This window comes from Roseobacter sp. CCS2 (genome assembly GCF_000169435.1).
Classification (GTDB): domain Bacteria; phylum Pseudomonadota; class Alphaproteobacteria; order Rhodobacterales; family Rhodobacteraceae; genus Yoonia.
In genome coordinates this window covers 353,638-376,664 of sequence record NZ_AAYB01000002.1, presented here as the reverse complement: position 1 = coordinate 376,664, position 23,027 = coordinate 353,638, and the positions used below count along the sequence as shown (strand labels likewise).

Genomic DNA, 23,027 nt, shown 5'->3' with positions numbered 1-23,027 from the left:
TGAGGTTATGTGCAATGGGCCGTCATTGCTCCATAAAAGCGTTTTCGATCACATTCAGGCCACCAAGACCATTCACAACTGCCAGATCAAAGCGCACATCCGTCAACTGACCACGCGGTTCACCCGCCAAAAACTCAGTTGCAGTCGCCAGAATTCGTTCCATCTGCCTGCGCCCCAAACGCGCGGCAGCCGTTGCAAAACTGCGGCTTTTCTTCACTTCGATGAAAATGACGGTATCGCCTTGGCGCGCGATCAGATCAATTTCACCGGCCTGTCCACGCCATCGGCGCGCGGCCACCACATGATCACGTCTGGTATAATCATTGGCCACGATCTCTTCCGCGGCCAATCCTGCATGATATCCAACTGATCCGCTCAATCATCGTCTCCCATGTTCAGCGCCGTCTGATAGACTTGCCTGCGCGGCAAACCCAATGCACCCGCAACAACAGTTGCCGCGTCTTTCACACGCATCGTCTTCATCGCCTCGCGCAAGGCGGCATCCACATCATCGTCAGCGATATCAACCGCACCTGCACGCCCAACAAGAACGACAAGTTCGCCCTTAACGGATCGCCCTTCAAACGCATCGGCCAATTCCATCAGCGGTCCGCGTGTCACTTCTTCAAACTTCTTCGTCAGCTCGCGACAAACCACAGCTTCCCGCGCGCCTCCCAAGACATCGCGCAAATTACCTAACATTTCGCCAACGCGTTTCGGGCTTTCATAAAAGACCAACGTAAAAGGTATATCGCGTAGCGCTGCAATTTCGGTTTCGCGTTGTTTCTTTGCCGCCGGCAGGAAGCCCACAAACGCAAAACGATCCGTCGGCAAGCCAGAGACCGTCAATGCCGCCAATACCGCTGACGCGCCCGGTGCCGAGGTGACTGCGACCCCGTCTGCAATGGCCGCGCGGCCCAACTCGTACCCCGGATCTGCAACAAGCGGTGTGCCTGCCTCGGACACATATGCCACTGATTTCCCGGCCTTCATGTCTGCGATCAACCGCGAAACCGCTGCATCACCGCTGTGATCATGGAATGCCACCACCTTGCGCCCGTTCAACGCCACACCATGGATTTCCATCAGTTTGCGGGCCGTTCGCGTGTCCTCTGCCGCTATCAGATCGGCAGAGGCAAGGATATCAAGGCCACGCAATGTCATGTCTCGCGCTGATCCAATGGGCGTGGCCACGAAATACAGACCAGCAGAGAGTGGCTTGGTTATCAAATTCATCTCTGGACCCGCCAGCCCCCTGCTTTATGATGATCTCCAAAGTCGCGGACTGTTATCTGGCCTATGCCAGCTGCATGCACCCGCGAAACAGGAGGAATACCACGTATGTTTGCTTGTTTCAGCAACGCCCGCAAGCCAATGGCTCGCTTTTTCGCATTTACCGCACTGCTTTGGCTTGCCGCGTGTGATGTGACGCTCGCACCGGATGCCAATGTTGGCCGCCAGATTGACCCAAGCGAACCAATCGAGGTGGCATTGCTTGTCCCCGGCGGTTCTGCGCAAGCGACGGATAACTTGCTGGCCCAGAATTTCGAAAATGCGGCACGGCTGGCGATTGCTGATCTGGAAGGTGCGACCATTGACCTGCGGGTTTATAACACCGCCGGTGGCAACCCACAGCAAGCGGCGATTGCAGCAACGCAAGCTGTAAACGAAGGTGCCAAGATCATCATTGGCCCGCTTTATGGCGAGGCAGCAAATGCCGCCGGGGTCGCGATTGCCGGACGCAACGTGAACGTTCTGGCTTTCTCCAACAACCGCGCCATTGCGGGTGGCAACGTCTTTGTTTTGGGATCAACATTCGACAATACGGCCCAGCGCCTTGTTCAATTTGGCACGCGTCAGGGGGTAAGCCGCTATATCGTTGTCCATGGTGATAACTTAGCTGGCCGTGTGGGGCGTGATGCCATTACCACTGCCGTTCAGGGTAACGGTGGCGAAGTTGTGGGCGTCGAAAGCTATCCGGTGTCCCAGCAGGGTATTTTCACTTCGACCCGTCGGATCGTATCAAGTGTGCGAAACTCTGGGGCGCAAGGGGTGTTCACCACCGCAGGGGCCAATGCCGATTTGCCGATCATCGCAACAGCGCTGCCCGATGCCGGCATGGACACCGATCGCAGCCGCTTCATCGGGTTGACCCGTTGGGACACGCTGCCGCAACTGGCTGCACTTCCGGGGCTTGAAGGCGGGCTTTTCGCCCTGCCAGACCCCAGCACAGCCGCACTTTTCGCCAACCGCTACGCTGCAACATATGGCGATACACCGCATCCATTGGCCGGATTGGCCTATGACGGTATTGCGGCCATCGGTGCGTTGGCTGCCGCAGGCAATACTGAGGCGGTGACAAAATCCGCATTGACGCAATCGCAAGGTTTCCGTGGGACAGCGGGCGTGTTTCGCCTGTTACCAAACGGTCTGAACCAACGCGGACTGGCGGTTGCCACTATTCAAAACAATCAGGTTGTGATCCTTGAACAAGCCCCAAGAAGCTTTGGCGGCCCCGGCCTCTGACCCTTTTTCACTGCTGGATGATAGCGCGCCGGACAGTTTGATCTGTCCGGCGCCCACTATTTTTGACGCCGCAGCTGTGGCCGCACAAGTTGACGCAGCCGTGGGCAAAGCCACCTCTGAAAAAGCTGTCAGGGCGGCCACCGTCAAAGCGTTGTCTCAGGCGCGCAAAGCGGGCATGCAGCAGATCGCTTCGGCCTTTCAAGCGCAACCTTTTGCATCGCGCCCCACGACACGTGCGTATAGCTGGCTGACCGATCAGATTGTGAAGACTGTTCTGCACGTCGCGACAACGCACCTGCACCCCCTTCCCAATCCTACCGAAAGCGAGCGGCTTTCACTGATTGCGGTTGGTGGCTATGGGCGCGGGGAAATGGCGCCGCATTCGGACGTCGATTTACTGTTTCTGACGCCTTACAAGATCACACCTTGGGCTGAAAGCGTGATCGAATCCATGCTTTATATGCTGTGGGACCTGAAACTGAAGGTTGGGCACGCAAGTCGCACGGTGAAGGATTGCCTGCGGTTGGCCAAGGAAGACTACACAATTCGGACGTCGCTGGTTGAATACCGGCCTTTGGCTGGTGACGCTGCACTGGCGAATGAGCTTGGCGAACGGCTGTGGTCGGACCTTTTCAAATCAACGGCAAGCGAATTCATCGAGGCTAAACTCGAAGAACGCGCAACCCGCCACCGCAAACAAGGCGGGCAAAGATATGTGGTCGAACCCAATGTCAAAGAAGGCAAAGGCGGGCTGCGCGACCTGCAATCGCTTTTCTGGATCAGCAAATACGTCAATGGCGTAAAAGACGCCGCTGAACTGGTCGATCTGGGTGTCTTCAAAGCCGAGGAATTCGAAACCTTCGTCACCGCCGAAGACTTCTTATGGGCGGTCCGCTGCCATTTGCATCTTATCGCAGCCAGACCCACCGATCAGCTGACCTTCGATATGCAAGTCGAGGTGGCAACAGCCATGGGCTACAAAGACCACGGCGGCAGGCGCGGGGTCGAGCATTTCATGCAAGCTTATTTCCGGCAAGCCACCCATGTCGGTGAACTGACACGCATCTTCCTGACCGCGTTGGAAGCAAACCATACCAAGCAAGACCCAATGCTGGTGCGGCTGCTTAAAAGGCGCAAGAAGGCCAAACCGCCCTATGCCATCAAGCAAAACCGACTGACCGTTGGCAACGAAAAGGCGTTCTTGGAAGATAAGCTCAATATTCTGCGTTTGTTTGAAGAAGCATTGCGAACGGGAACCCTTTTGCACCCTGATGCGATGCGGCTCATTTCGGCAAATCTTGATCAGATCGACGCCGATATGCGCGACAACAAAGAGGCGCGACGGATCTTCCTTGATCTGATGCTCAAGCATGGCAACCCCGAACGGGCGCTGCGACGCATGAATGAATTGGGCGTGCTGGCCGCCTTCATTCCCGAATTCGCGCCAATTGTCGCGATGATGCAGTTCAATATGTACCATCACTACACAGTCGATGAACATACGATCCAATGCATCAGCAACCTTGCACAGATCGAACGCAAGGAACTGATCGAAGAACTGCCTGTTGTGTCCGGCATTCTGGAACGCGGCGTAAACCGTAAAGTGCTTTATGTGGCATTGCTGTTGCATGACATCGGCAAAGGCCGTCCAGAGGATCATTCGATCCTTGGCGCACAAATCGCACGAAAAGTCGCGCCGCGGTTGGGCCTGAACAAAAAAGAATGCGAAACGGTCGAGTGGCTGATCCGTTATCACCTGTTGCTGTCTGACGTCGCCCAAAAACGCGACATCGCAGAGCCCCGCACGGTGCGCGGCTTTGCCAAGGCGGTCAAGTCTGTGGAACGGCTGGACTTGCTGACCGCTCTGACGGTCTGTGACATTCGCGGGGTTGGACCGGGGACGTGGAACAACTGGAAGGCAGTGCTGATCCGCAATCTTTATAAGGCCACGAAATCAGCGTTGGAGACGGGCCTAGAAGACCTCAACCGCGACACCCGCGAGGCAGAGGCCAAGCGCGCGCTGCGTAGCGCACTTTCTGATTGGGATAAAAAGACACTCAAGACAGAGATGAGCCGACACTATGGCCCTTACTGGCAAGGCCTGCCGCTTGCCGCGCAAAAAGTTTTTGCCAAACTCCTGCGCGAAATCGCAGATGATGAAATCAAGATTGACCTGATGTTGGACGAAGACCGTGACGCGACCCGCGCTTGCTTTGCCATGGTTGATCATCCGGGGCTTTTCAGCCGCATGACCGGGGCATTAGCACTGGTCGGCGCGAATGTGGTTGATGCGCGGACCTACACATCAAACGACGGCTACGCCACGGCTGTGTTTTGGGTGCAGGACAATGACGGCAACCCTTACGAGGCCGCGCGCCTGCCGCGCCTGCGCAAGATGATCGAACGTACCTTGCGCGGTGAAGTCGTGGCCAAAGACGCGCTTAAGGACAAAGACAAGATCAAGAAACGCGAACGCGCCTTCAAGGTCCCGACCAACATCAGTTTCGACAACGACGGGTCCGAAATTTACACCATCATTGAGGTCGATACACGCGACCGTACCGGACTTCTTTACGATTTGACCCGAACTCTTGCGAATAACCATGTCTATATCGCCTCAGCAGTCATCGCGACCTATGGAGAGCAGGTGGTGGATACATTCTACGTCAAAGATATCGTCGGGCTGAAATACCACTCAGAGGCCAAGCGCGCAGGGCTGGAACGCAAACTGCGCGAAGCGATTGCCCAAGGCGCCGAACGCGCAGTCGCAGGATAATGGCCATGCAAGGCACCGTTTTTCCCATAAAAGACAGACCAGAGTTTCGCGAAACTTTGGGGCGCGGCACATGAAACCGATCCGCCTGATGTCAGGCTTTTTTACCGTTGGCATCTGGACGCTGCTCAGCCGTGTGATGGGCTTTGTACGCGACATCATGATTGCGGCGTTTTTGGGCACTGGCCCTGTGGCCGAAGCTTTCCTCATCGCCTTTTCCCTGCCTAATCTGTTCCGCCGTTTCTTTGCCGAAGGTGCTTTTAACATGGCCTTTGTGCCAATGTTTTCAAAGAAAGTGGAAGGCGGTGATGACGCGCATCGTTTCGCGCAGGACGCCTTTGTTGGGCTGGGCGGTATTTTGACTATTTTTACCGTGCTTGGTGTCGTCTTCATGCCCGCCCTTGTCACCTTGATGGCCAGCGGTTTTCTGGGAACAGAGCGGTTTGACCTGGCCGTTTATTATGGCCGGATCGCCTTTCCGTATATCCTGTTCATATCACTGACGGCATTGCTGTCCGGCGTGCTGAACGCCACCGGGCGCTTCACCGCCGCGGCAGCGGCCCCAATCTTGCTGAATATCATTTTTGTATTGGCCCTGATCGTCACCGGGTTTGTGTGTGATTGCACCGGGGCGGACGGACAAACCACTATCGGTCAATCGTTGGCATACGCTGTACCCATCGCAGGCATTGCGCAATTGGCAGTGGTCTGGGTTGCGGCCAAACGGGCAGGCTATGCGCTGCGCATCGGCATGCCGAAGATCACGCCGGAACTCAAAAGGCTGGCGATCATTGCCGCCCCTGCCGCGCTCGCGGGTGGTGTGGTGCAAGTGAACCTTTTGGTCGGCCGACAGGTGGCCAGCTTTTTTGACGGTGCGGTCGCATGGCTAAGCTATGCGGATCGATTGTATCAGCTTCCACTTGGTGTGGTTGGCATTGCCATTGGCGTCGTATTGCTGCCGGATCTTTCGCGTCGCTTGCGGGCAGGCGACGCAGCGGGCGGGCGCGATGCCTTTAACCGCGCATCCGAGATCAGCCTCGCGCTGACCATTCCTGCGTCGGTGGCCCTGATGGCCATTCCGTTGCCCCTTGTCAGTGTCTTGTTCGAACGGGGCGCATTCACCAGCGATGATACTGCCGCAACGGCGTTGGCGGTTGCGATTTACGGGCTGGGCCTGCCTGCTTTCGTGCTGCAAAAGACACTTCAACCACTGTTCTTCGCCCGCGAAGACACCAAACGCCCGTTTTATTATGCCGTGATGGCGATGGTGTTGAACGCAGCGCTGGCAATAGGCCTTGCACCCGTTATTGGCTTTGCCGCCGCGGCGATTGGCACCTCGCTGACGGGATGGGCCATGGTTCTACTATTGATGCGCGGCGCACGCACCATGGGTGATGCTGGCAAATTCGATAATCGCTTCAAGCAACGGCTTGGACGGATCGTTGTCGCATCAGGTGCTATGGGATTGATCCTTGTCGTTACTGCGACGACCATGACACCATTCTTTGGCGCAGGTGCCCTTCGCTATCTGGCTTTGCTTATTCTGGTGACAATCGGCATCGTCAGCTACTTCGGGATCGGGCATCTGATCGGCGCGTTCAAACTGTCCGAGTTCCGCCACAACCTGCGTCGCTAAGACCGTTGACGCATCCGCGCCACAAGGCTGTTCCACCCGCCGGGCGCAAGAAGTGTGGATAGCAAGAAGCCTGTAAAAAAACCTGTCAGCTCTGCTATCCACTGATTGTTGCCACCAAAGATCAGCCCAAAGATCAACTGCAACATCAGCAAAAATCCAATCAGGCGAAACGCCAAAATCTGGTTCTCACCCGCTGCACCCAGACGCAACCAAAGCGCATAGGTATAGGCACCAATCAACCCATAGACCGGGGTAAATGCACCTATCAGAGGATAGCGGCTTTCAACGAACAGCCCAAAAACGACGGCCCCCGCAATGCTGGTCACAACATAAAGGATGACCACCTTAAGCGAGCCATAGTATTCGGCTGTAAACTTGCCCAAAGCGAGAACCAACGCCGCACAAAAAGCGACCTGTACCAGTTGGCCATTGATGAAGGTATAGGTCACAAACCGCTTGAGCATATCAAAGGAATAGTCACCGTTGACCAGCACACGGTCCAGAATGGCGGACGAATACCCATATTCATTGATCGCCGAAATACGCCAACCAACGCCGCGCGGCCCACCAATGACCCCGTAATTTGCCAGTTGAAAGATCGCTTCAATCCCGACAATCGCAAGTGCCAGCACAACCACTACAGGCGGTAACGTATTAAACGGGCTTTCTGGCTTCATCTTGGTCTCGCTGGGGTAGTTAAAGTTGACGCATCGCTCGGACATGGGTATGCGACCCCTGCCCCGAAAGCCACCCCGGACATTGCATCATGAACCAGACATCTTTCACACCGCGCGTTTTCTCAGGGATCAAACCCTCTGGCGGGTTAACGCTTGGCAACTATCTGGGGGCGATCAAACGCTTTGTCGGCATGCAAGGGCAGATGGAAACCGTTTATTGCGTGGTCGATATGCACGCGATCACGGTGTGGCAGGACCCCAAGGAACTGGCCAATATGACCCGCGAAGTGGCGGCAGGCTATTTGGCAGCGGGCCTCGACCCCAGTAAATCCATCCTGTTCAACCAAAGTCAGGTTGCGGCCCATGCCGAGTTGGGCTGGATCTTCAACTGCGTCGCCCGTGTCGGCTGGATGAACCGCATGACACAGTTCAAGGACAAGGCAGGCAGCAATGCTGAAAAAGTGTCGCTGGGCCTTTATGCGTATCCGGCGCTAATGGCCGCTGACATTCTTCTGTATCACGCGACCCACGTACCTGTGGGCGACGACCAAAAGCAGCACGTGGAACTGACGCGCGATATCGCGGCCAAGTTCAACCACGACTTCAAGACCGATTTCTTCCCGCTGACAGAACCGGTCATCGAAGGCCCCGCGATGCGCATCATGAACCTGCGTGACGGCACCAAAAAGATGTCAAAGTCTGGCGAAAGCGACATGGAACGCATCAACATGACCGATGATGCAGACAAAATCGCCAAGAAGTTCCGCAAGGCCAAGACAGACCCGGAACCGCTGCCGGAAACCCTGGACGGTCTGGCAGACCGCCCCGAGGCGCGCAACTTGGTCGATATTTACGCAGCACTCGCCGATATGACACCAGAGGCTGTGATCGCTGAATATCCCGGCGCGCAATGGGGTACGTTCAAACCAGCACTTGCTGATCTGGCTGTTGCAAAGCTTGCTCCAATTTCCACGGAAATGGCACGCTTTATGGCGGACCCTGCAGAAATTGATCGTATCTTAGGGGCGGGTGCCGAAAAGGCACGCGCCATCGCCAACCCGATCTTGCGCGACACTTATGACATTGTTGGCATGCTGCGCTCTTAATATTTTATGTGAGTGAGCGCACACCAGCCATGCGCTGGTCGGTGTTGTGTGCGTAGCAGTGATTTGTCATTTTTCGGATATAACTTTTGAAAGATATATCCCATGTCCACATCAACCACACCCCGCGTCGGTCACGTTCACTTGCGCGTCTCTGACCTTGATCGATCTATCGCATTTTATGCTGATATTCTTGGGTTTGCGGTGACACTGCGCTACGGCGGCAGTGCTGCTTTTCTGGCGGCGGGCGATTACCACCATCATATTGGGCTGAACACATGGGAAAGCCTTGACGCAACACCGCCGCCTACAGGGCATACAGGTCTTTATCACACAGCATTCCTATACCCTGATAGACAAGCATTGGCAGTGGTGATGGCACGTGTCGTGGCGGCTGGCATTCCGTTTGATGGCGCCGCAGATCATGGCGTCAGTGAGGCCGTGTATCTGCGTGACCCGGATGAAAACGGTGTTGAACTTTATGTCGACAAGCCAATGACCCAATGGCCCCGCAATGACGTGGGCGCGTTGCAAATGGTCAACGACCGGCTTGATGTCGCCGGGCTCCTTGCCCTTGCACGGTCACCGTCACAAAACTGAAACGCGGCGATAGCACACTCTGGCAGGGCTGTTCAGATTCGCTCTAACCGCCCGCCACAGTGCTGCATACGTCCCACTCAACACTCTGGCACACTCTGGCGTCCGATGTTCCCCGGCATTGGACGCCGCTCCCACTTTACCTTGTTCAAACCCGCGCCTAGGGTTCGCGGGAAAAGGAGTATCGTTATGGCGACCGGCACCAATATCCGTACATATTTCGAAGGCACCTGGCACGAGGGCGATGTGCCCGTGATGCGCGCGGCCGATCACGGATCTTGGCTTGGCACCACAGTTTTTGATGGGGCCCGGTGTGTGAATGGGCTTATACCTGACCTTGATTTGCATTGCGCACGCGTGAACCGGTCAGCAGAAGCGTTGATGATCAAACCAACGGTCAGCACCGAAGACATGATCAACATAACCAAAGACGGGCTGGCGAAGTACCCGCAAGATGCAGCCGTTTACATTCGCCCGATGTACTGGGCGATCCACGGTGACCCAACAGCGATCGTGCCCAGCCCCACAGAAACCGGTTTTTCGATCTGTCTTGAGGAAATTCCGTTTGCACCGGAAACAGCCACAACCACTTTGGGTCTGACGAAATTCCGCCGCCCCGTTATCGACGATGCGGTGGTCAACGCCAAGGCAGGCTGCCTTTACCCAAACAATGCGCGCATGCTGGCTGAGGTCCGCAGCCGCGGATTTGGCAATGCGCTGGTCGCCGATGCGATGGGCAACGTGGCCGAAAGTGCGACAGCAAACGTCTTTATGGTCAAGGACGGAGAGGTCTTCACCCCGATCCCGAATGGTACCTTCCTGTCAGGGATTACGCGGGCACGCCATATCGCAAACCTCAAATCCGATGGTGTAAGCGTGCATGAGACGGTCCTGACCTTCGACGATTTTCGCGGCGCGGATGAGGTGTTTCTGTCAGGCAATATGTCCAAGGTAACGCCGGTCACGGCGTTCGAGGACCACCAATATCAGGTCGGCCCAGTCACCCGAAAACTGCGCGAGATGTATTGGGATTGGGCCGCCAGCACTGCCTGACAACTGCGCTTATAAAACGCGGTAATCTGTCGTTGCCACTGCCCCATTGATGCGCCACACTTACCCACAAGAGGGAGGCCGATATGCGTAAGTTCATGGTCGTTTTGGATGACAGCCGCGAATGCCTGAATGCAATGCGCTTTGCCGCGATGCGGGCGTCGCACACCGGTGGCGGTGTTGCTGTTCTTTCCATCATTCCGCCGGATGAATTTAACCACTGGATTGGTGTGGGCGAAATCATGCGTGCCGAAGCACGAGAACGTATTGAAGTGCACTTCGAAGTGTTCGCCAAATGGATGCGCGACAAGCAAAATGTCGATCCCGAATTAATCATTCGCGAAGGTGAACCGCTGAATGAGATTATCGCCCATGTGAAAGAGGACCCTGAAATCGGTGTTCTTGTTCTGGGCGCGGGCGACGATGGCAAAGGACCAGGGCCTTTGGTCACACAGCTCAGCAAACAATCGGGTAGCTTGCCCATTCCGATCACGATCGTACCGGGTGATTTGTCGAAAGAGCGGCTTGAGGCGATCACTTAGATAGCCTTTCCGCAGTTTAGAATCATTCCAAACCCTTGACAGTGGGACGTGGCAGGCGCATATCTAAAGCCTGACAAAAAAGGTTGGCCCCATGTTCATCCAGACTGAATCAACACCAAACCCCGCAACGCTCAAGTTTCTGCCCGGCCAGAATGTGTTGGAGGTTGGAACAGCAGATTTCCCAAGCGCAGAAGCTGCTGAAAACTCACCTTTGGCAAAGCGCATCTTTGATGCAGGCGGCGTGACAGGCGTGTTCTTTGGCATCGACTTTGTAACAGTCACAAAGGCCGACGATGTTGAATGGGATCATATCAAGCCCGGTATCCTAGGTGCGATCATGGAACATTATCAGTCCGGTCAATCCGTGATGGCAGAAGATCATAAACCGGTCAGCGGCCATGCCGAACACACTGGCGAAGACGGTGAAATCGTGGGTCAGATCAAAGAACTGCTTGATACGCGGGTGCGCCCAGCCGTGGCACAGGACGGTGGCGACATTACATTCCACGGGTTTGAACGCGGTATTGTTTATCTGCATATGCAAGGCGCATGCGCCGGCTGCCCGTCATCCACTTTGACGCTGAAAATGGGCATCGAAAACCTGCTGCGCCACTACATCCCCGAGGTGGTCGAGGTCCGGCCCGTTGCGGCCTAACCTCACAGTTCTGGCATTTGATACATCGGCGGCGCATTGCGCCGCCGCTTTGCTGTTGGGCGACCGGATTGTAACCCGTGTTGATGAAATGGCCAAAGGGCAGGCAGAGCATCTGATGCCCATGTTGGAAGAAATGCTGACCGCCGAAAACCTGACATGGGCTGATCTGGACGGGATTGGCGTTGGCGTTGGCCCCGGTAACTTTACGGGCATCCGCATCTCGCTAGCGGCTGCACGCGGTCTGGCCTTGGGACTTGGAAAGCCTGCGATAGGCGTGAATGGCTTTGACGCACGCGCATTTCAAGAACCACTCCCCTATACCGCAACAATTCCAGCTCCGCGCAACCAGTCCTACATACAGACTTATGCGCCTGACGGTATGGGTTCGTGCGCGCAATTAGACAGACCAGCAGGTGTACAAAAACCAGCAGCGGCCCTGATTGCAAATATCGCACAGATCACAGCGGCACGACTGAACAACAACAATCCACGCCCCACGCCACTCTATATCCGCAGCGCAGACGCCGCCCCGCCGCGTGATCCCGCCCCTGTATTGTTGCCATGACACCGTCGGCCTGTGCAAAATTGCATGCCGCAGCGTTCAGCGCATCGCGGGCATGGTCAGAAAAGGAATTTGCGGACCTTCTTACGCAGCCCGGCACATTCGTGCTGGGCGACATGCGCAGCTTTATCATGATCCGCACAGTTCTTGATGAAGCCGAAGTCCTGACATTGGCCACAGATCCTGAAAAACGCCGGCAAGGCCTTGCCAAAGCGACGTTGCATCAAGGTGAACGCCAAGCAGCAGCGCAAGGGGCAACAACAGTGTTTCTTGAAGTCGCCGAAGACAACACCCCAGCCATCGCGCTTTACACCGCGTCTGGATACCGCCAGATCGGGCGGCGTCCGGGCTATTATGTGCCCAAAGATGGGGCACCTGTTGCCGCATTGGTCTTACGCAAATCGCTGACCACAACCTAACCCTGCGTCAGGCTGTGGATAACACCGCTTTTTGATCCGAAACCGGGTCTTTATCCTTAAAAAGCAGTTGATCTTCCCCCCAAGGCAAGGCCTTATCAATTGATGACCGACATCAGATCGGCTCAGCCATTAACTGAGGGGGCGTGTGACGCCTGCAAAAAACCTCGCGTAACGACCTGGGAGAATTATTCATGACACTTATGCAAAAAATGCTTGGCGCATCTGCTGCACTGGCACTGACTGCTGGTACTGCCGCGGCAGACCCTGCCATCCTGTTCGATCTTGGTGGCAAGTTCGATAAATCATTCAACGAAAGCGCCTATAACGGTGCAGAGCGTTGGGCAGCCGAAACTGGCGGCTCTTATGCGGAAGTCGAAATTCAATCTGACGCACAGCGTGAACAGGCCATTCGTCGTTTCGCTGAAAGCGGCGCAAACCCCATCGTCATGGCTGGCTTTTCATGGGCCACACCATTGGCAGAGGTCGCTGCTGATTACCCAGACACTAAGTTCGCAATCATCGACATGGTTGTTGACGCGCCAAACGTCCGCTCTGTTGTGTTCAACGAACATGAAGGATCTTACCTTGTCGGCATGATGGCGGCGATGGCCTCTGAAACTGGCACCGTATCCTTTGTGGGCGGCATGGATATCCCGCTGATCCGCAAGTTCGCTTGCGGCTACGCACAAGGCGCCAAGGCTGTGAACGCAGACATCAACGTGATCGCCAATATGACGGGCACAACACCTGCCGCGTGGAACGACCCGGTGAAGGGGTCAGAACTGACATTGGCACAGATGAGCCAAGGATCTGACGTTGTCTTTGCTGCCGCTGGCGGCACTGGCGTTGGCGTTCTGCAAACAGCAGCTGATGAAGGTATGCTCTCTATCGGTGTTGATGCGAACCAAAACTACCTGCACCCCGGTCAGGTTCTGACATCCATGCTAAAGCGCGTTGATAACGCGGTTTATGATGCGATGATGGCAGGCACGGATTTGGAAACCGGCTTTAACGTGATGAGCGTTGCAAACCGCGGTGTTGGCTTTGCAATGGACGCGAATAACGAACCAATCGTGTCTTACGAAATGCTGGAAGCCACATATGGTGCGGCTGCGGATATGGCGTCTGGTGAACTTGCCGTTCACGACTACACATCTGACGAAAGCTGCCCCGCGCTTGATTTCTAAGTCGACGCTCAGGCCAATATGATAAAGGGCCGCGCTGAGAAATCCGCGCGGCCCTTTGCGTTTAAAAGAACAGGTGCCCCAATGACCGACCAAGCCCCAGCTATTGAGTTGAAAGGCATTTCCAAAGCCTTTGGCCCTGTTCAAGCGAACAAAGATATCTCCATCCGCGTCATGCCGGGCACGATCCATGGGATCATCGGGGAAAACGGCGCGGGCAAATCGACGCTGATGTCGATTTTGTATGGGTTTTATAAGGCTGACGCCGGTGAAATCTATATTTCTGGTCAGAAAACAGCAATTCCTGACAGCCAGGCCGCCATCGCCGCAGGCATCGGAATGGTGTTTCAGCACTTTAAACTGGTTGAAAATTTCACGGTTCTTGAAAACGTCGTGCTTGGCGCGGAAGACAGCGGGCTGTTGCGGCCATCACTGTCGCGGGCGCGGCGCGAACTGAAGAACCTCGCGGAAGAATACGAACTGAACGTCGATCCCGACGCCTTGATCGAAGAGGTCGGTGTCGGCATGCAGCAGCGTGTTGAAATCCTCAAAGCGCTCTATCGCAAGGCTGACATTTTAATCTTGGACGAACCGACCGGCGTGTTGACCCCAGCCGAAGCCGACCACCTGTTCCGTATCCTTGAAAACCTGAAACGCGAAGGCAAGACGATCATTCTGATCACGCACAAACTGCGCGAGATCATGGAAATCACCGATACCGTCAGCGTGATGCGGCGCGGAGAAATGACCGCGACCGTGAAGACATCAGAGACAAGTCCACCCAAACTTGCCGAACTGATGGTGGGCCGCAAGGTACTTTTACGCGTTGACAAAGCACCCGCGCAGATTGGTAAGAAAATCCTAGAAGTCAAAGACTTGAACGTAACGGACGACAAAGGCGTACATCGTCTGAAAGGAGTCAGCTTTGATGTCCATGCAGGCGAAATCCTTGGTATCGCCGGTGTCGCAGGGAACGGACAGTCCGAATTGCTTGAGGTTTTGGGTGGCTACGAAAAGGCGACCGGCTCCATCAAGCTGAATGGCGAAGAGATTGATCTGACGGGCGCGAAATCAGACGGTCAAAGCAGGCGAACCCGCGGGATCAGCCATGTACCAGAGGACCGCCAGCGCGAGGGCCTGATCATGGACTTCCAGGCATGGGAAAACACCGCCTTCGGCTACCATCATGATACCGAATATCAGCGGTCCAAACTGTTTATGAACAATGCGGCCATTCGCAAAGACACTGAAGAAAAAATGGCCCGTTTCGACGTGCGCCCCCCGGATCCAAGCCTTGCCGCCAAAAGCTTTTCTGGCGGCAACCAGCAAAAAATCGTGCTGGCACGCGAGATTGAACAGAACCCTGATTTGCTGCTGATCGGCCAACCCACACGCGGTGTAGACATCGGCGCCATCGAATTTATTCACCAGCAAATTGTTGCACTTAGGGATCAGGGCAAAGCTATTTTGCTGGTTTCAGTCGAGTTGGAAGAGATTTTGTCGCTCTCTGACCGCATCGCCGTTATGTTTGACGGAAAAATGATGGGCGAGCGGATGCCTCAAGAAACGGACGAAAAAGAACTCGGGCTCCTGATGGCAGGGATGACCACCGAACCGCGTGGTCCGGTCCACGAAGCTGTCGAAGAACAGCTTGCGACCGCTGGCAGCACTGCGGCCAAGGAGGTCTGAGGCATGGATGTGATGCCAAAGTGGGCCGATGTGATCCTGATCCCGCTGATCTCGATCCTGCTTGCGGCAATCCTTTCGGCGCTTGTGATCCTGGCGATTGGCGAAAATCCTTGGGAAGCGCTGAAACTGATGGTTGATGGCGCTTTGGGCTCCACCTACGGATGGGGTTACACGCTTTATTATGCGACCAACTTTATTTTCACCGGTCTCGCGGTCTCTATCGCCTTTCATGCTCGTTTGTTCAACATCGGCGGCGAAGGCCAAGCCCTGATTGGTGGCCTTGGCGTTGCTATCATCTGCCTCTTTATCCCTTGGCCCCATTGGTCCCTTGCCTTGCTCGGTGCCGCGATTGGTGCGGCGATCTTTGGCGCGGCATGGGCCGCGATCCCCGCCTTTCTGCAAGCCAAACGCGGCAGCCATATCGTGATCACCACGATCATGTTCAACTTTATCGCGGCGGCTGTGCTGAATTACTTCCTGATCGGCGCGCTCAAGGCCCCCGGCATGGAACCCGCCACTGCAAAATTCCCGGAAGCGACGCATCTGCCGTCCTTTCAAGATATGTTCAATTTCGGCGAAACCACATTCTTCCGTGGCGCACCTGCGAACATCACCTTCTTTGTCGCACTCGCCGCTTGTGTCGCCCTTTGGGCGCTGATCTGGAAAACGCGGCTTGGCTATGAAATCCGGTCCTTCGGGCACTCGGAATCAGCTGCAAAATATGCGGGCATCAGCCCGACCAAAATTATCATGGTTGCCATGCTTATCTCAGGCGCTCTTGCCGGCATGATGGCCATCAACAATGTCCAGGGCGAGGCCGAACGGCTGGTCCTGAACGCAGTGGAGGGGGCGGGCTTTATTGGCATCGCCGTCGCACTGATGGGGCGCAGCCATCCTTTCGGGGTATTGCTGGCAGCCCTTCTTTTCGGCTTTCTATATCAAGGCGGCGCAGAACTCGCCCTATGGACGTCGATCCCCCGTGAGTTGATCATCGTAATACAGGCATTGGTGATCCTCTTTACGGGTGCACTAGACAATATGGTGCGCATGCCGCTCGAGCGGCTATTCCTATCAATGAGGAGAGCAAAAAATGGCAGGACCGTTTAAAGTGGGTGTCGAAGATGACACCGGCGCAGACTTGGGCTTTGTGCTCAGTTGTCTCGCATTAGGTATGATCACAATGGAAGAATTGCACCAATGGGTGCACCATGTGATCGACCAAACCCCGGCAGCCGATGTACCGCCGCACCTTGTGGCGTTGCTGGCACTGCAAAAACCAGTCAGCGTGCTAATGCCCGCCGAAAATGTGATGTCGCGGGTCCCACATGACCCTTTCATCACCGATGACCGGTTTGACGCGATGCTGGGCCTACAGTTTTTCCTGCGTAACGATCGTACGCAGGCTGTGGATATCACCCAAGCAGAGGCCGAAGCGGCCCTGAACCGCAATCCAGAGGTTGCAGATCGCTTCTTTACCCTCTTCCCATTCCTGATGGAGAAAGCCGCTTAATGGACTTTGCGACCCTCTTGCAGATGCTGGACGCAACCTTGCGTCTGGCAACCCCGCTTCTTCTGGCTTGTCTCGCAGGCCTGTTTTCAGAGCGGGCCGGTATCTTTGATATCGGGCTAGAGGGTAAGATGTTGGCGGCAGCCTTTCTGTCAGCGGCCATCGCTGCGGTATCCGGCAGCGTCTGGCTGGGACTGTTAGCTGGCATCGGCGCGTCGGTGCTTTTGTCAGCTGTGCATGGGCTGGCATCCATCACATTCCGGGGCAATCAGTTGATCTCGGGGGTGGCAATTAACTTTCTGGCGGCGGGTTTGACCGTCGTTATTGCGCAAAGCTGGTTCGCCCAAGGCGGGCGGACCCCGCAATTAACGGGTGACGCACGGTTCAATCCGATTGATTTGCCTTTTGCGGAAGCGCTGCGAGACGTGCCCATCTTTGGGCCGATCTATTACGAACTCATTTCCGGCCACACGATCCTTGTCTATGTTGCCCTTCTGATGGTGCCGCTGACATGGTGGATCCTGTTCCGCACGCGCTTTGGCCTGCGCTTGCGTGCGGTGGGTGAAAACCCGGCCGCAGTCGATACCGCTGGCGTATCCGTCATCTGGCTGCGGTTCGCCGCCGTTGGTATCTGTGGCATCCTTTGCGGTATCGCGGGTGCCTACCTTGCAACCGCCCTGCAAGCTGGTTTCGTCAAAGACATGAGCGCTGGTCGCGGCTTTATCGCCCTCGCCGCACTGATCTTTGCCAAATGGCGGCCTTGGTATGCGCTTTATGCCTGCCTGCTGTTCGGCTTTTTGCAGGCCATGTCACTTCGGTCGGATGTGATTGAAAACGTCATCGGTTTTCAGGTGAACGGCCAGTTCCTCGATGTGCTACCCTATATCCTGACTGTCGTGATCCTCGCCGGTTTCGTCGGCAAGGCGATCCCGCCACGCGCCGGGGGCGAACCTTATGTCAAAGAACGCTAAAGACCTCGCTGCACAGATCAAAGCAATCGCTGGCGATGCACCTGTCCGCATTGGTCTGATCCTTGGTTCCGGCCTTGGGCATATCGCGAACGAAGTGGACGGGGTCGCTGTCCCCTACGGCGACCTTCCCGGCTTTCCACATGCGGGTGTGTCTGGCCACAACCCCAACCTTGTGATCGGAAACCTTGAAGGCGTCCGCGTCGCTGTTTTCGGTGGCCGCGCACATTACTACGAAAGCGGGCGCGGAGATGTGATGCGCTTGCCACTGGAAGTACTTAAGGAACTCGACGCAGACACGATGATCGCGACGAATGCGGCGGGCTCAATGCGCGCCGATATGCCCACCGGTTCAATCATGTGCCTGTCAGATCACATCAACTTTTCAGGCCTGAACCCATTGATCGGCGAACCCACCGATGCGCGATTTGTGCCGATGAAAGACGCCTACGACCCAGCGATCCGCAAAGACCTGCGCGCCGCCGCAAACGCCACCAATGTCGATATGGCTGATGGCGTCTATGCTTGGTACTCTGGCCCATCGTTCGAGACCCCAGCCGAGATCAGAGCGATCAAAATGCTTGGCGCAGACGCCGTCGGCATGTCGACGGTCCCCGAAGTCATCCTCGCGCGTTTTCTGGGCCTCAAGGCCGCGGCCATCTCGACTATCACAAATATGGCCGCAGGGCTAAGCGATGAATCAATCAGCCACGAACACACCAAAGCGATGGCCCCCATCGGTGCGGCCAAGCTGGAAAAGGTCTTGCGCGGTTATTTGCGTTCAATTTCGTAGGTCCAAACACCTCGCACCCATAAGTCCACGTGGCGGAAATGCTGCGTTCGCAGCATAATTCCCCTCACTTCATTTGACATGAACGCCTTATAGGTTTTTGGTGCACGCACTGGCACAAGCGCCCGGATTTAGTTCATGCAGATTTACCTTCCCATCGCCGAGGTTTCGGTGAACATCTTCCTTTTGTTGGGACTGGGTGGAATTGTGGGCGTGCTTTCGGGCATGTTTGGCGTTGGTGGTGGCTTTCTGATGACACCGCTTTTGTTCTTTATTGGCATTCCCCCAGCGGTCGCTGTTGCGACAGAGGCGAACCAAATCGTTGCCTCGTCCTTTTCTGGCGTGTTGGCGCACCTCAAACGCAAAACCGTGGACCTGCGAATGGGTACCGTGTTGCTGATTGGGGGTCTGATCGGGTCTGGTCTAGGCATTATCCTGTTTAACTACCTTAAGGCGCTGGGTCAGGTCGAATTGCTGGTGCAGCTTTGTTACGTCGTTTTCCTTGGCATGATCGGCTCTCTCATGTTCATCGAGAGCCTGAACGCGATTCGCAAATCATCCAAACCCGGTGGGGCCGTTCCGAAACGGCGCAAGCACAACTGGGTGCACAACCTACCCTTCAAAATGAAGTTCCGGGTGTCCGGCCTGTATATCTCGGTCATTCCACCTTTGCTGGTGGGTGTCCTTGTCGGTGTTCTGGCGGCAATCATGGGGGTCGGCGGCGGCTTTATCATGGTGCCTGCGATGATCTATCTGCTGGGGATGCCGACAAAAGTGGTTGTAGGGACATCGCTGTTCCAGATTATTTTTGTAACGGCTTTTACCACGATGCTGCACGCAACCACCAACTTCACCGTGGACGTAGTGCTTGCGGTTCTACTGCTGGTGGGCGGCGTTATCGGCGCACAAATCGGCACACGTATCGGGGTCAAAATGAAGGCCGAACAGCTGCGTATCTGGCTGGCCATCATGGTGCTGGCCGTGTGCGGTAAACTGGCCTTTGATCTGCTGGTCATGCCGTCCGAACTTTATTCGCTAGGCACAGGAGGTCACTCATGATCCGCCTGATTACGCTGTTCCTGCTGCTGGCACTTCCGGCAAAGGCCGAAGAAATCGTCCTTGGCCTTAGCCGCGATCAGGTTTCTATCACTGCGACATTTGAAGGGTCCGAGATCCTGATCTTTGGGGCAATCAAGCGCGATGGACCGGTTGAGAACGAAGGCGACCTAGGTGTTATCGTCACGGTCGCGGGACCAGACCGCCCTGTCACGGTACGCAAAAAGGACCGCCGTTTTGGCATTTGGGTCAATACTGAAGCTGTCGACGTTGATGTCGCGCCAACGTTTTATGCAGTGGCGACAAACCGTCCCCTCGAAGAAATCTTGACCTTCACCGAAGATCTGAACACCCGCATCAGCACCATGCGTGCGATCCGGTCAGTCGGGGCGACGGTTGATAGCGCGCAAAGCTTTACCGATGCGCTGATCCGTATTCGCGAAGACCAAGGGCTGTATCAAACCCTTCCAACCGGTGTGTCAGTCGTGGAAGAGGCGCTGTTTCGCACACTGATCCCTCTGCCTGCAAACCTGACCGAAGGGGACTACAAGGCCGAGATTTATCTGACACGCGGGCGTGAAATCATTGATTTCTATGTCACCGACATTCCAGTGCAAAAAGTTGGGTTGGAACGCTGGCTATATAACCTCGCCCATGACAACCCGTTTCTTTACGGGCTGATGTCACTCTCAATCGCGATCGCGGCGGGCTGGGGCGCGTCGGCGGCGTTCAGCGTCTTGCGCCGCTAACCACGGCCGATATGCGGCATCTTGGTTGCCATCACCATCATTGATTGCACATTCGCCTCTGGCGGAAGTGTTGCCATGTGAAAGACAGACCGCGCGACATCTTCAACGGCCATACTTGGCAGCGGGTCCAATCCCTGCGCCGTGCGGGTCTTTTCCAACCCAACCACCAGATCTGTCCGCGCATTACCGATATCAATCTGCCCGCAGGCAATGTCAAAGGGGCGGCCATCCAGTGACAACGTCTTCGTCAAGCCGCTAACGCCGTGTTTGGTAGTCGTATAACAAACCGATCCCTCGCGAGGGGTGTAGGCTGAAATCGAACCATTGTTGATGATCCGCCCACCTTGCGGCGTCTGCGCACGCATCTGGCGAAAGGCGGCACGGGCACACAGGAACATACCGGTGAGGTTCACATCCACAACCTGTTTCCACTCATCCAATGCGATTTCATCAATCGTTGTTTGGGGCCCGAACATGCCCGCATTGTTGAACAGGACATCAAGGTGACCAAAATCAGCAAAAGCCGCATCAATGGCCGCCTCATCCGTCACATCACATGGCATTAGCACCGCGTTGTCATGCACAACCTCGGCCAAGGCATCCGCACGCCGCGCAATCAGACCAACGCGCCAACCCTGCGCCAGAAAATGCTCTGCCGTGACCCGGCCAATGCCGCTACTTGCGCCGGTGATCATGATTGATTTCATATCTCTTCGCTTTTCAGTTCCAGTGGGGCCGCAGGAACCTCAAGATCATCTACACGCAAAGACCCTTGCGGGCGTGCCAAACGGTTCCTGACCACCCAACGCAGCTGCGTTTCAGCCCGCGTGATCGCCACATAGGCCAGCCGTTTCCACAGCGGCTGCCCCGCCTCAACCCGGCCCATCCGCGACGCGGCATAGATATCCGGCGCAAAGACCTGCACCGTGTCCCACTGCGAACCTTGCGCTTTGTGAATGGTCACGGCGGCACCATGCAGAAAGGTCGCCCCCATACGGGCAGCAAAGGGAATGAAAGGCTCTTCATCGCCCTCTTGTTCAATCTTCACAATGCTCGCTGCACTCACCTGCGGGTCCTCTGCCCCCATCACATGAAGCCGCGAAAAGCCGGGTTTGCGTCCCGGTCCAAGGTAAATCACCTGCGCACCCTTGATCAATCCGCGCGCTTCCAGATCAAGGCGTTTCTTGCGGTGTTTCAGCGGCAATTCAATGCCGTCACAGATCAACGGCTCACCCGCCAACAGCTCATCCCCCGGCGCATCAAAAGCTGCCCGAAACGCGTGGATCAAACGAATGCGCGTCGCGTTGCGCCAGACCAGACAGGGTGACCGGGCCATCAAATCGGCCTCAACCCGTTGCGCCATGACGACGCGTTCATCGGTATTTGCGGCCTCTTCAACCATCCGCTCGAACGCTTGGAAATCCAATTGCGGATCGGCCAACGCATGGGCCAGATCAAGGATCGGGTTACCTGCATCTTGTCGGTGAATACGGTTAAGTTGCAAGACACGCGGCGCAGGCAGCGTTTCAAAAACCATCCCGCCAGAGGATTGCACCGGCGGCAATTGTGCCGGATCACCGAACAACAGCAACGTTGGAAAAATCTCTTTAAGATCTTCAAACTGCTTTTCATCCAGCATCGAACTTTCATCAACAAACCCGATATCCAGCGCCTCTTCCCGGCGCTTCCATCCGGTGATGAAATCACTGCCACGCAGACCCGCAGCAGCCAGTGCCGCAGGAACAGATTTATTCGCCTGATAAGATGCAAAAGCGCGGTCCAAAGCGATATCGGTCAAGCCTTCAATCTCGGGCTTTTCACCCTGCCCGGCCAGCCATTCGGCCACCTTTTCATATTCAGGATCATAGACAGGTGTGTAAAGAATACGGTGGATTGTCGTCGCGGGTACACCGTGATTGCGCAGCACACTCGCGGCCTTGTTGGTGGGTGCCAAAATCGCCAAAGTCCGCCGATCCTTGCGCTTGCGCCCTTCCCAGTCACCCGAAATCACATCAACACCAGCGTCATCTAGCGCATGATAAAGCTTGGCCAACAACATTGTCTTGCCGGATCCAGCCTTGCCAATCACAGCCATCACAGAGGTCGTATCAGACTGCGGCGGCTGTAGCAGGTTGTCATCAAGATCAATACCGGATTGGCGCAACGCCACCGTAACATTATCCCATGCTTCGGCCTGATCTTCAGAAAACGTGATGGTGGGCGCGTTCATGCAACAACTGTATCTGGACGCTGCAACAGCCGCTAGCGCATTCGACAAAGGATAGCTGTCAGGTTCGGCGGCTTAAACCCATTTTCCCCGGCACTGAAAGCAGTGGGTCATACTCTCCTACCTGTTTTGGTGAAGCCGTATCAGGATGGGATGCAATCTCAACCTCGGCGACAAGGCCTGCTTCTTCAAGCTGAGCAGACAGGAGAGGCAAATCATTATCGCGCGCAAACCTGCGCAGATCAGCCAGCACATCGATGATCCAGTTTCGTCCCATGCGCCACCGTCCCCAGAATTCGTTAAGGAAATATTAACAA

The 23,027-nt window shown here is 55.7% G+C and carries 24 protein-coding genes; 18 read left to right on the top strand and 6 right to left on the bottom strand.

The genetic code is table 11. The features are described from left to right. Positions 1 to 22: 22 nt before the first annotated feature. Both RCCS2_RS08450 and rsmI read right to left on the bottom strand, forming a co-directional pair. Positions 23 to 379 carry a YraN family protein gene (locus RCCS2_RS08450; RefSeq protein ID WP_008233274.1) on the bottom strand — a complete coding sequence of 119 codons (357 nt, stop codon included), beginning with the start codon at positions 377 to 379 and terminating at the stop codon, positions 23 to 25. Then, positions 376 to 1,236, bottom strand: coding sequence for a 16S rRNA (cytidine(1402)-2'-O)-methyltransferase (gene rsmI / locus RCCS2_RS08445; RefSeq protein WP_008233272.1), 861 nt, complete (start codon positions 1,234 to 1,236; stop codon positions 376 to 378). The genes RCCS2_RS08450 and rsmI overlap by 4 nt, the downstream gene beginning before the upstream one ends. A 105-nt stretch (positions 1,237 to 1,341) precedes the next feature. Here rsmI and RCCS2_RS08440 point away from each other — a divergent pair, with 105 nt between their 5' ends. The 3 genes from RCCS2_RS08440 to murJ all read left to right on the top strand — a co-directional run bounded on the left by RCCS2_RS08440 (position 1,342) and on the right by murJ (position 6,935). Further along, complete coding sequence (locus RCCS2_RS08440; protein WP_008233270.1) at positions 1,342 to 2,526, top strand: penicillin-binding protein activator; 1,185 nt, start codon at positions 1,342 to 1,344, stop codon at positions 2,524 to 2,526. Next, complete coding sequence (locus tag RCCS2_RS08435) at positions 2,507 to 5,302, top strand: [protein-PII] uridylyltransferase (RefSeq protein ID WP_008233248.1); 2,796 nt, start codon at positions 2,507 to 2,509, stop codon at positions 5,300 to 5,302. Before RCCS2_RS08440 ends, RCCS2_RS08435 begins: the two co-directional genes overlap by 20 nt. A gap of 70 nt (positions 5,303 to 5,372) precedes the next feature. Next, positions 5,373 to 6,935 (top strand): murein biosynthesis integral membrane protein MurJ, encoded by a 1,563-nt coding sequence (gene murJ, locus RCCS2_RS08430; RefSeq protein ID WP_008233247.1) that lies wholly within the window; start codon positions 5,373 to 5,375, stop codon positions 6,933 to 6,935. Here murJ and RCCS2_RS08425 read toward each other — a convergent pair. Then, the gene (locus RCCS2_RS08425) at positions 6,932 to 7,657 is read right to left on the bottom strand and encodes a rhomboid family intramembrane serine protease (RefSeq protein WP_008233246.1); all 726 of its coding nucleotides are present in this window, start codon (positions 7,655 to 7,657) and stop codon (positions 6,932 to 6,934) included. The two genes, murJ and RCCS2_RS08425, sit on opposite strands and share 4 nt — an antisense overlap. A 44-nt stretch (positions 7,658 to 7,701) precedes the next feature. Between RCCS2_RS08425 and trpS the strand changes: the two genes are divergently transcribed. From trpS to RCCS2_RS08350, 15 genes are all read left to right on the top strand, one after another. Then, positions 7,702 to 8,718 carry a tryptophan--tRNA ligase gene (gene trpS / locus RCCS2_RS08420; protein WP_008233245.1) on the top strand — a complete coding sequence of 339 codons (1,017 nt, stop codon included), beginning with the start codon at positions 7,702 to 7,704 and terminating at the stop codon, positions 8,716 to 8,718. A gap of 102 nt (positions 8,719 to 8,820) precedes the next feature. Continuing rightward, positions 8,821 to 9,315 carry a VOC family protein gene (locus RCCS2_RS08415; protein ID WP_008233244.1) on the top strand — a complete coding sequence of 165 codons (495 nt, stop codon included), beginning with the start codon at positions 8,821 to 8,823 and terminating at the stop codon, positions 9,313 to 9,315. 186 nt (positions 9,316 to 9,501) lie between these two features. Further along, positions 9,502 to 10,365, top strand: coding sequence for a branched-chain amino acid aminotransferase (locus RCCS2_RS08410; RefSeq protein ID WP_008233243.1), 864 nt, complete (start codon positions 9,502 to 9,504; stop codon positions 10,363 to 10,365). A gap of 83 nt (positions 10,366 to 10,448) precedes the next feature. Beyond that, positions 10,449 to 10,904 carry a universal stress protein gene (locus tag RCCS2_RS08405; protein WP_037293767.1) on the top strand — a complete coding sequence of 152 codons (456 nt, stop codon included), beginning with the start codon at positions 10,449 to 10,451 and terminating at the stop codon, positions 10,902 to 10,904. A gap of 91 nt (positions 10,905 to 10,995) precedes the next feature. Continuing rightward, complete coding sequence (locus RCCS2_RS08400; protein WP_008233241.1) at positions 10,996 to 11,559, top strand: NifU family protein; 564 nt, start codon at positions 10,996 to 10,998, stop codon at positions 11,557 to 11,559. Next, the gene (tsaB, locus tag RCCS2_RS08395) at positions 11,549 to 12,124 is read left to right on the top strand and encodes a tRNA (adenosine(37)-N6)-threonylcarbamoyltransferase complex dimerization subunit type 1 TsaB (RefSeq protein WP_008233240.1); all 576 of its coding nucleotides are present in this window, start codon (positions 11,549 to 11,551) and stop codon (positions 12,122 to 12,124) included. Before RCCS2_RS08400 ends, tsaB begins: the two co-directional genes overlap by 11 nt. Positions 12,125 to 12,144: 20 nt before the next feature. Beyond that, entirely contained in the window at positions 12,145 to 12,540 is a 396-nt protein-coding gene (locus RCCS2_RS08390; RefSeq protein ID WP_332249309.1) for a GNAT family N-acetyltransferase, read from the top strand. Between the two features lie 191 nt (positions 12,541 to 12,731). Continuing rightward, complete coding sequence (locus RCCS2_RS08385) at positions 12,732 to 13,727, top strand: BMP family lipoprotein (RefSeq protein ID WP_008233231.1); 996 nt, start codon at positions 12,732 to 12,734, stop codon at positions 13,725 to 13,727. A gap of 81 nt (positions 13,728 to 13,808) precedes the next feature. Further along, a complete protein-coding gene (locus RCCS2_RS08380) occupies positions 13,809 to 15,413 on the top strand; it encodes an ABC transporter ATP-binding protein (RefSeq protein WP_008233229.1) in 1,605 nt (534 codons plus the stop codon). A gap of 3 nt (positions 15,414 to 15,416) precedes the next feature. After that, complete coding sequence (locus RCCS2_RS08375) at positions 15,417 to 16,520, top strand: ABC transporter permease (RefSeq protein WP_008233227.1); 1,104 nt, start codon at positions 15,417 to 15,419, stop codon at positions 16,518 to 16,520. After that, positions 16,504 to 16,923 (top strand): hypothetical protein, encoded by a 420-nt coding sequence (locus tag RCCS2_RS08370; RefSeq protein WP_008233225.1) that lies wholly within the window; start codon positions 16,504 to 16,506, stop codon positions 16,921 to 16,923. Before RCCS2_RS08375 ends, RCCS2_RS08370 begins: the two co-directional genes overlap by 17 nt. Then, a complete protein-coding gene (locus tag RCCS2_RS08365; protein WP_008233223.1) occupies positions 16,923 to 17,891 on the top strand; it encodes an ABC transporter permease in 969 nt (322 codons plus the stop codon). The genes RCCS2_RS08370 and RCCS2_RS08365 overlap by 1 nt, the downstream gene beginning before the upstream one ends. Further along, positions 17,875 to 18,681 carry a purine-nucleoside phosphorylase gene (locus RCCS2_RS08360; RefSeq protein ID WP_008233221.1) on the top strand — a complete coding sequence of 269 codons (807 nt, stop codon included), beginning with the start codon at positions 17,875 to 17,877 and terminating at the stop codon, positions 18,679 to 18,681. Before RCCS2_RS08365 ends, RCCS2_RS08360 begins: the two co-directional genes overlap by 17 nt. A gap of 135 nt (positions 18,682 to 18,816) precedes the next feature. Next, complete coding sequence (locus RCCS2_RS08355; RefSeq protein WP_008233219.1) at positions 18,817 to 19,737, top strand: sulfite exporter TauE/SafE family protein; 921 nt, start codon at positions 18,817 to 18,819, stop codon at positions 19,735 to 19,737. Next, the gene (locus RCCS2_RS08350) at positions 19,734 to 20,483 is read left to right on the top strand and encodes a TIGR02186 family protein (RefSeq protein WP_008233211.1); all 750 of its coding nucleotides are present in this window, start codon (positions 19,734 to 19,736) and stop codon (positions 20,481 to 20,483) included. Before RCCS2_RS08355 ends, RCCS2_RS08350 begins: the two co-directional genes overlap by 4 nt. Here the strand turns inward: RCCS2_RS08350 and RCCS2_RS08345 are convergent. From RCCS2_RS08345 to RCCS2_RS08335, 3 genes are read right to left on the bottom strand one after another with little or no spacing between them, the layout of a single operon-like run. Continuing rightward, positions 20,480 to 21,190, bottom strand: a complete 711-nt coding sequence (locus tag RCCS2_RS08345; protein ID WP_008233209.1) for an SDR family oxidoreductase — start codon at positions 21,188 to 21,190, stop codon at positions 20,480 to 20,482. The two genes, RCCS2_RS08350 and RCCS2_RS08345, sit on opposite strands and share 4 nt — an antisense overlap. Then, on the bottom strand, positions 21,187 to 22,713 hold the full coding sequence (locus RCCS2_RS08340; protein WP_008233206.1) for an ATP-dependent DNA helicase: 1,527 nt from the start codon (positions 22,711 to 22,713) through the stop codon (positions 21,187 to 21,189). The genes RCCS2_RS08345 and RCCS2_RS08340 overlap by 4 nt, the downstream gene beginning before the upstream one ends. 58 nt (positions 22,714 to 22,771) lie before the next feature. Next, complete coding sequence (locus RCCS2_RS08335) at positions 22,772 to 22,987, bottom strand: hypothetical protein (protein WP_008233203.1); 216 nt, start codon at positions 22,985 to 22,987, stop codon at positions 22,772 to 22,774. Between the last annotated feature and the right edge of the window lie 40 nt (positions 22,988 to 23,027).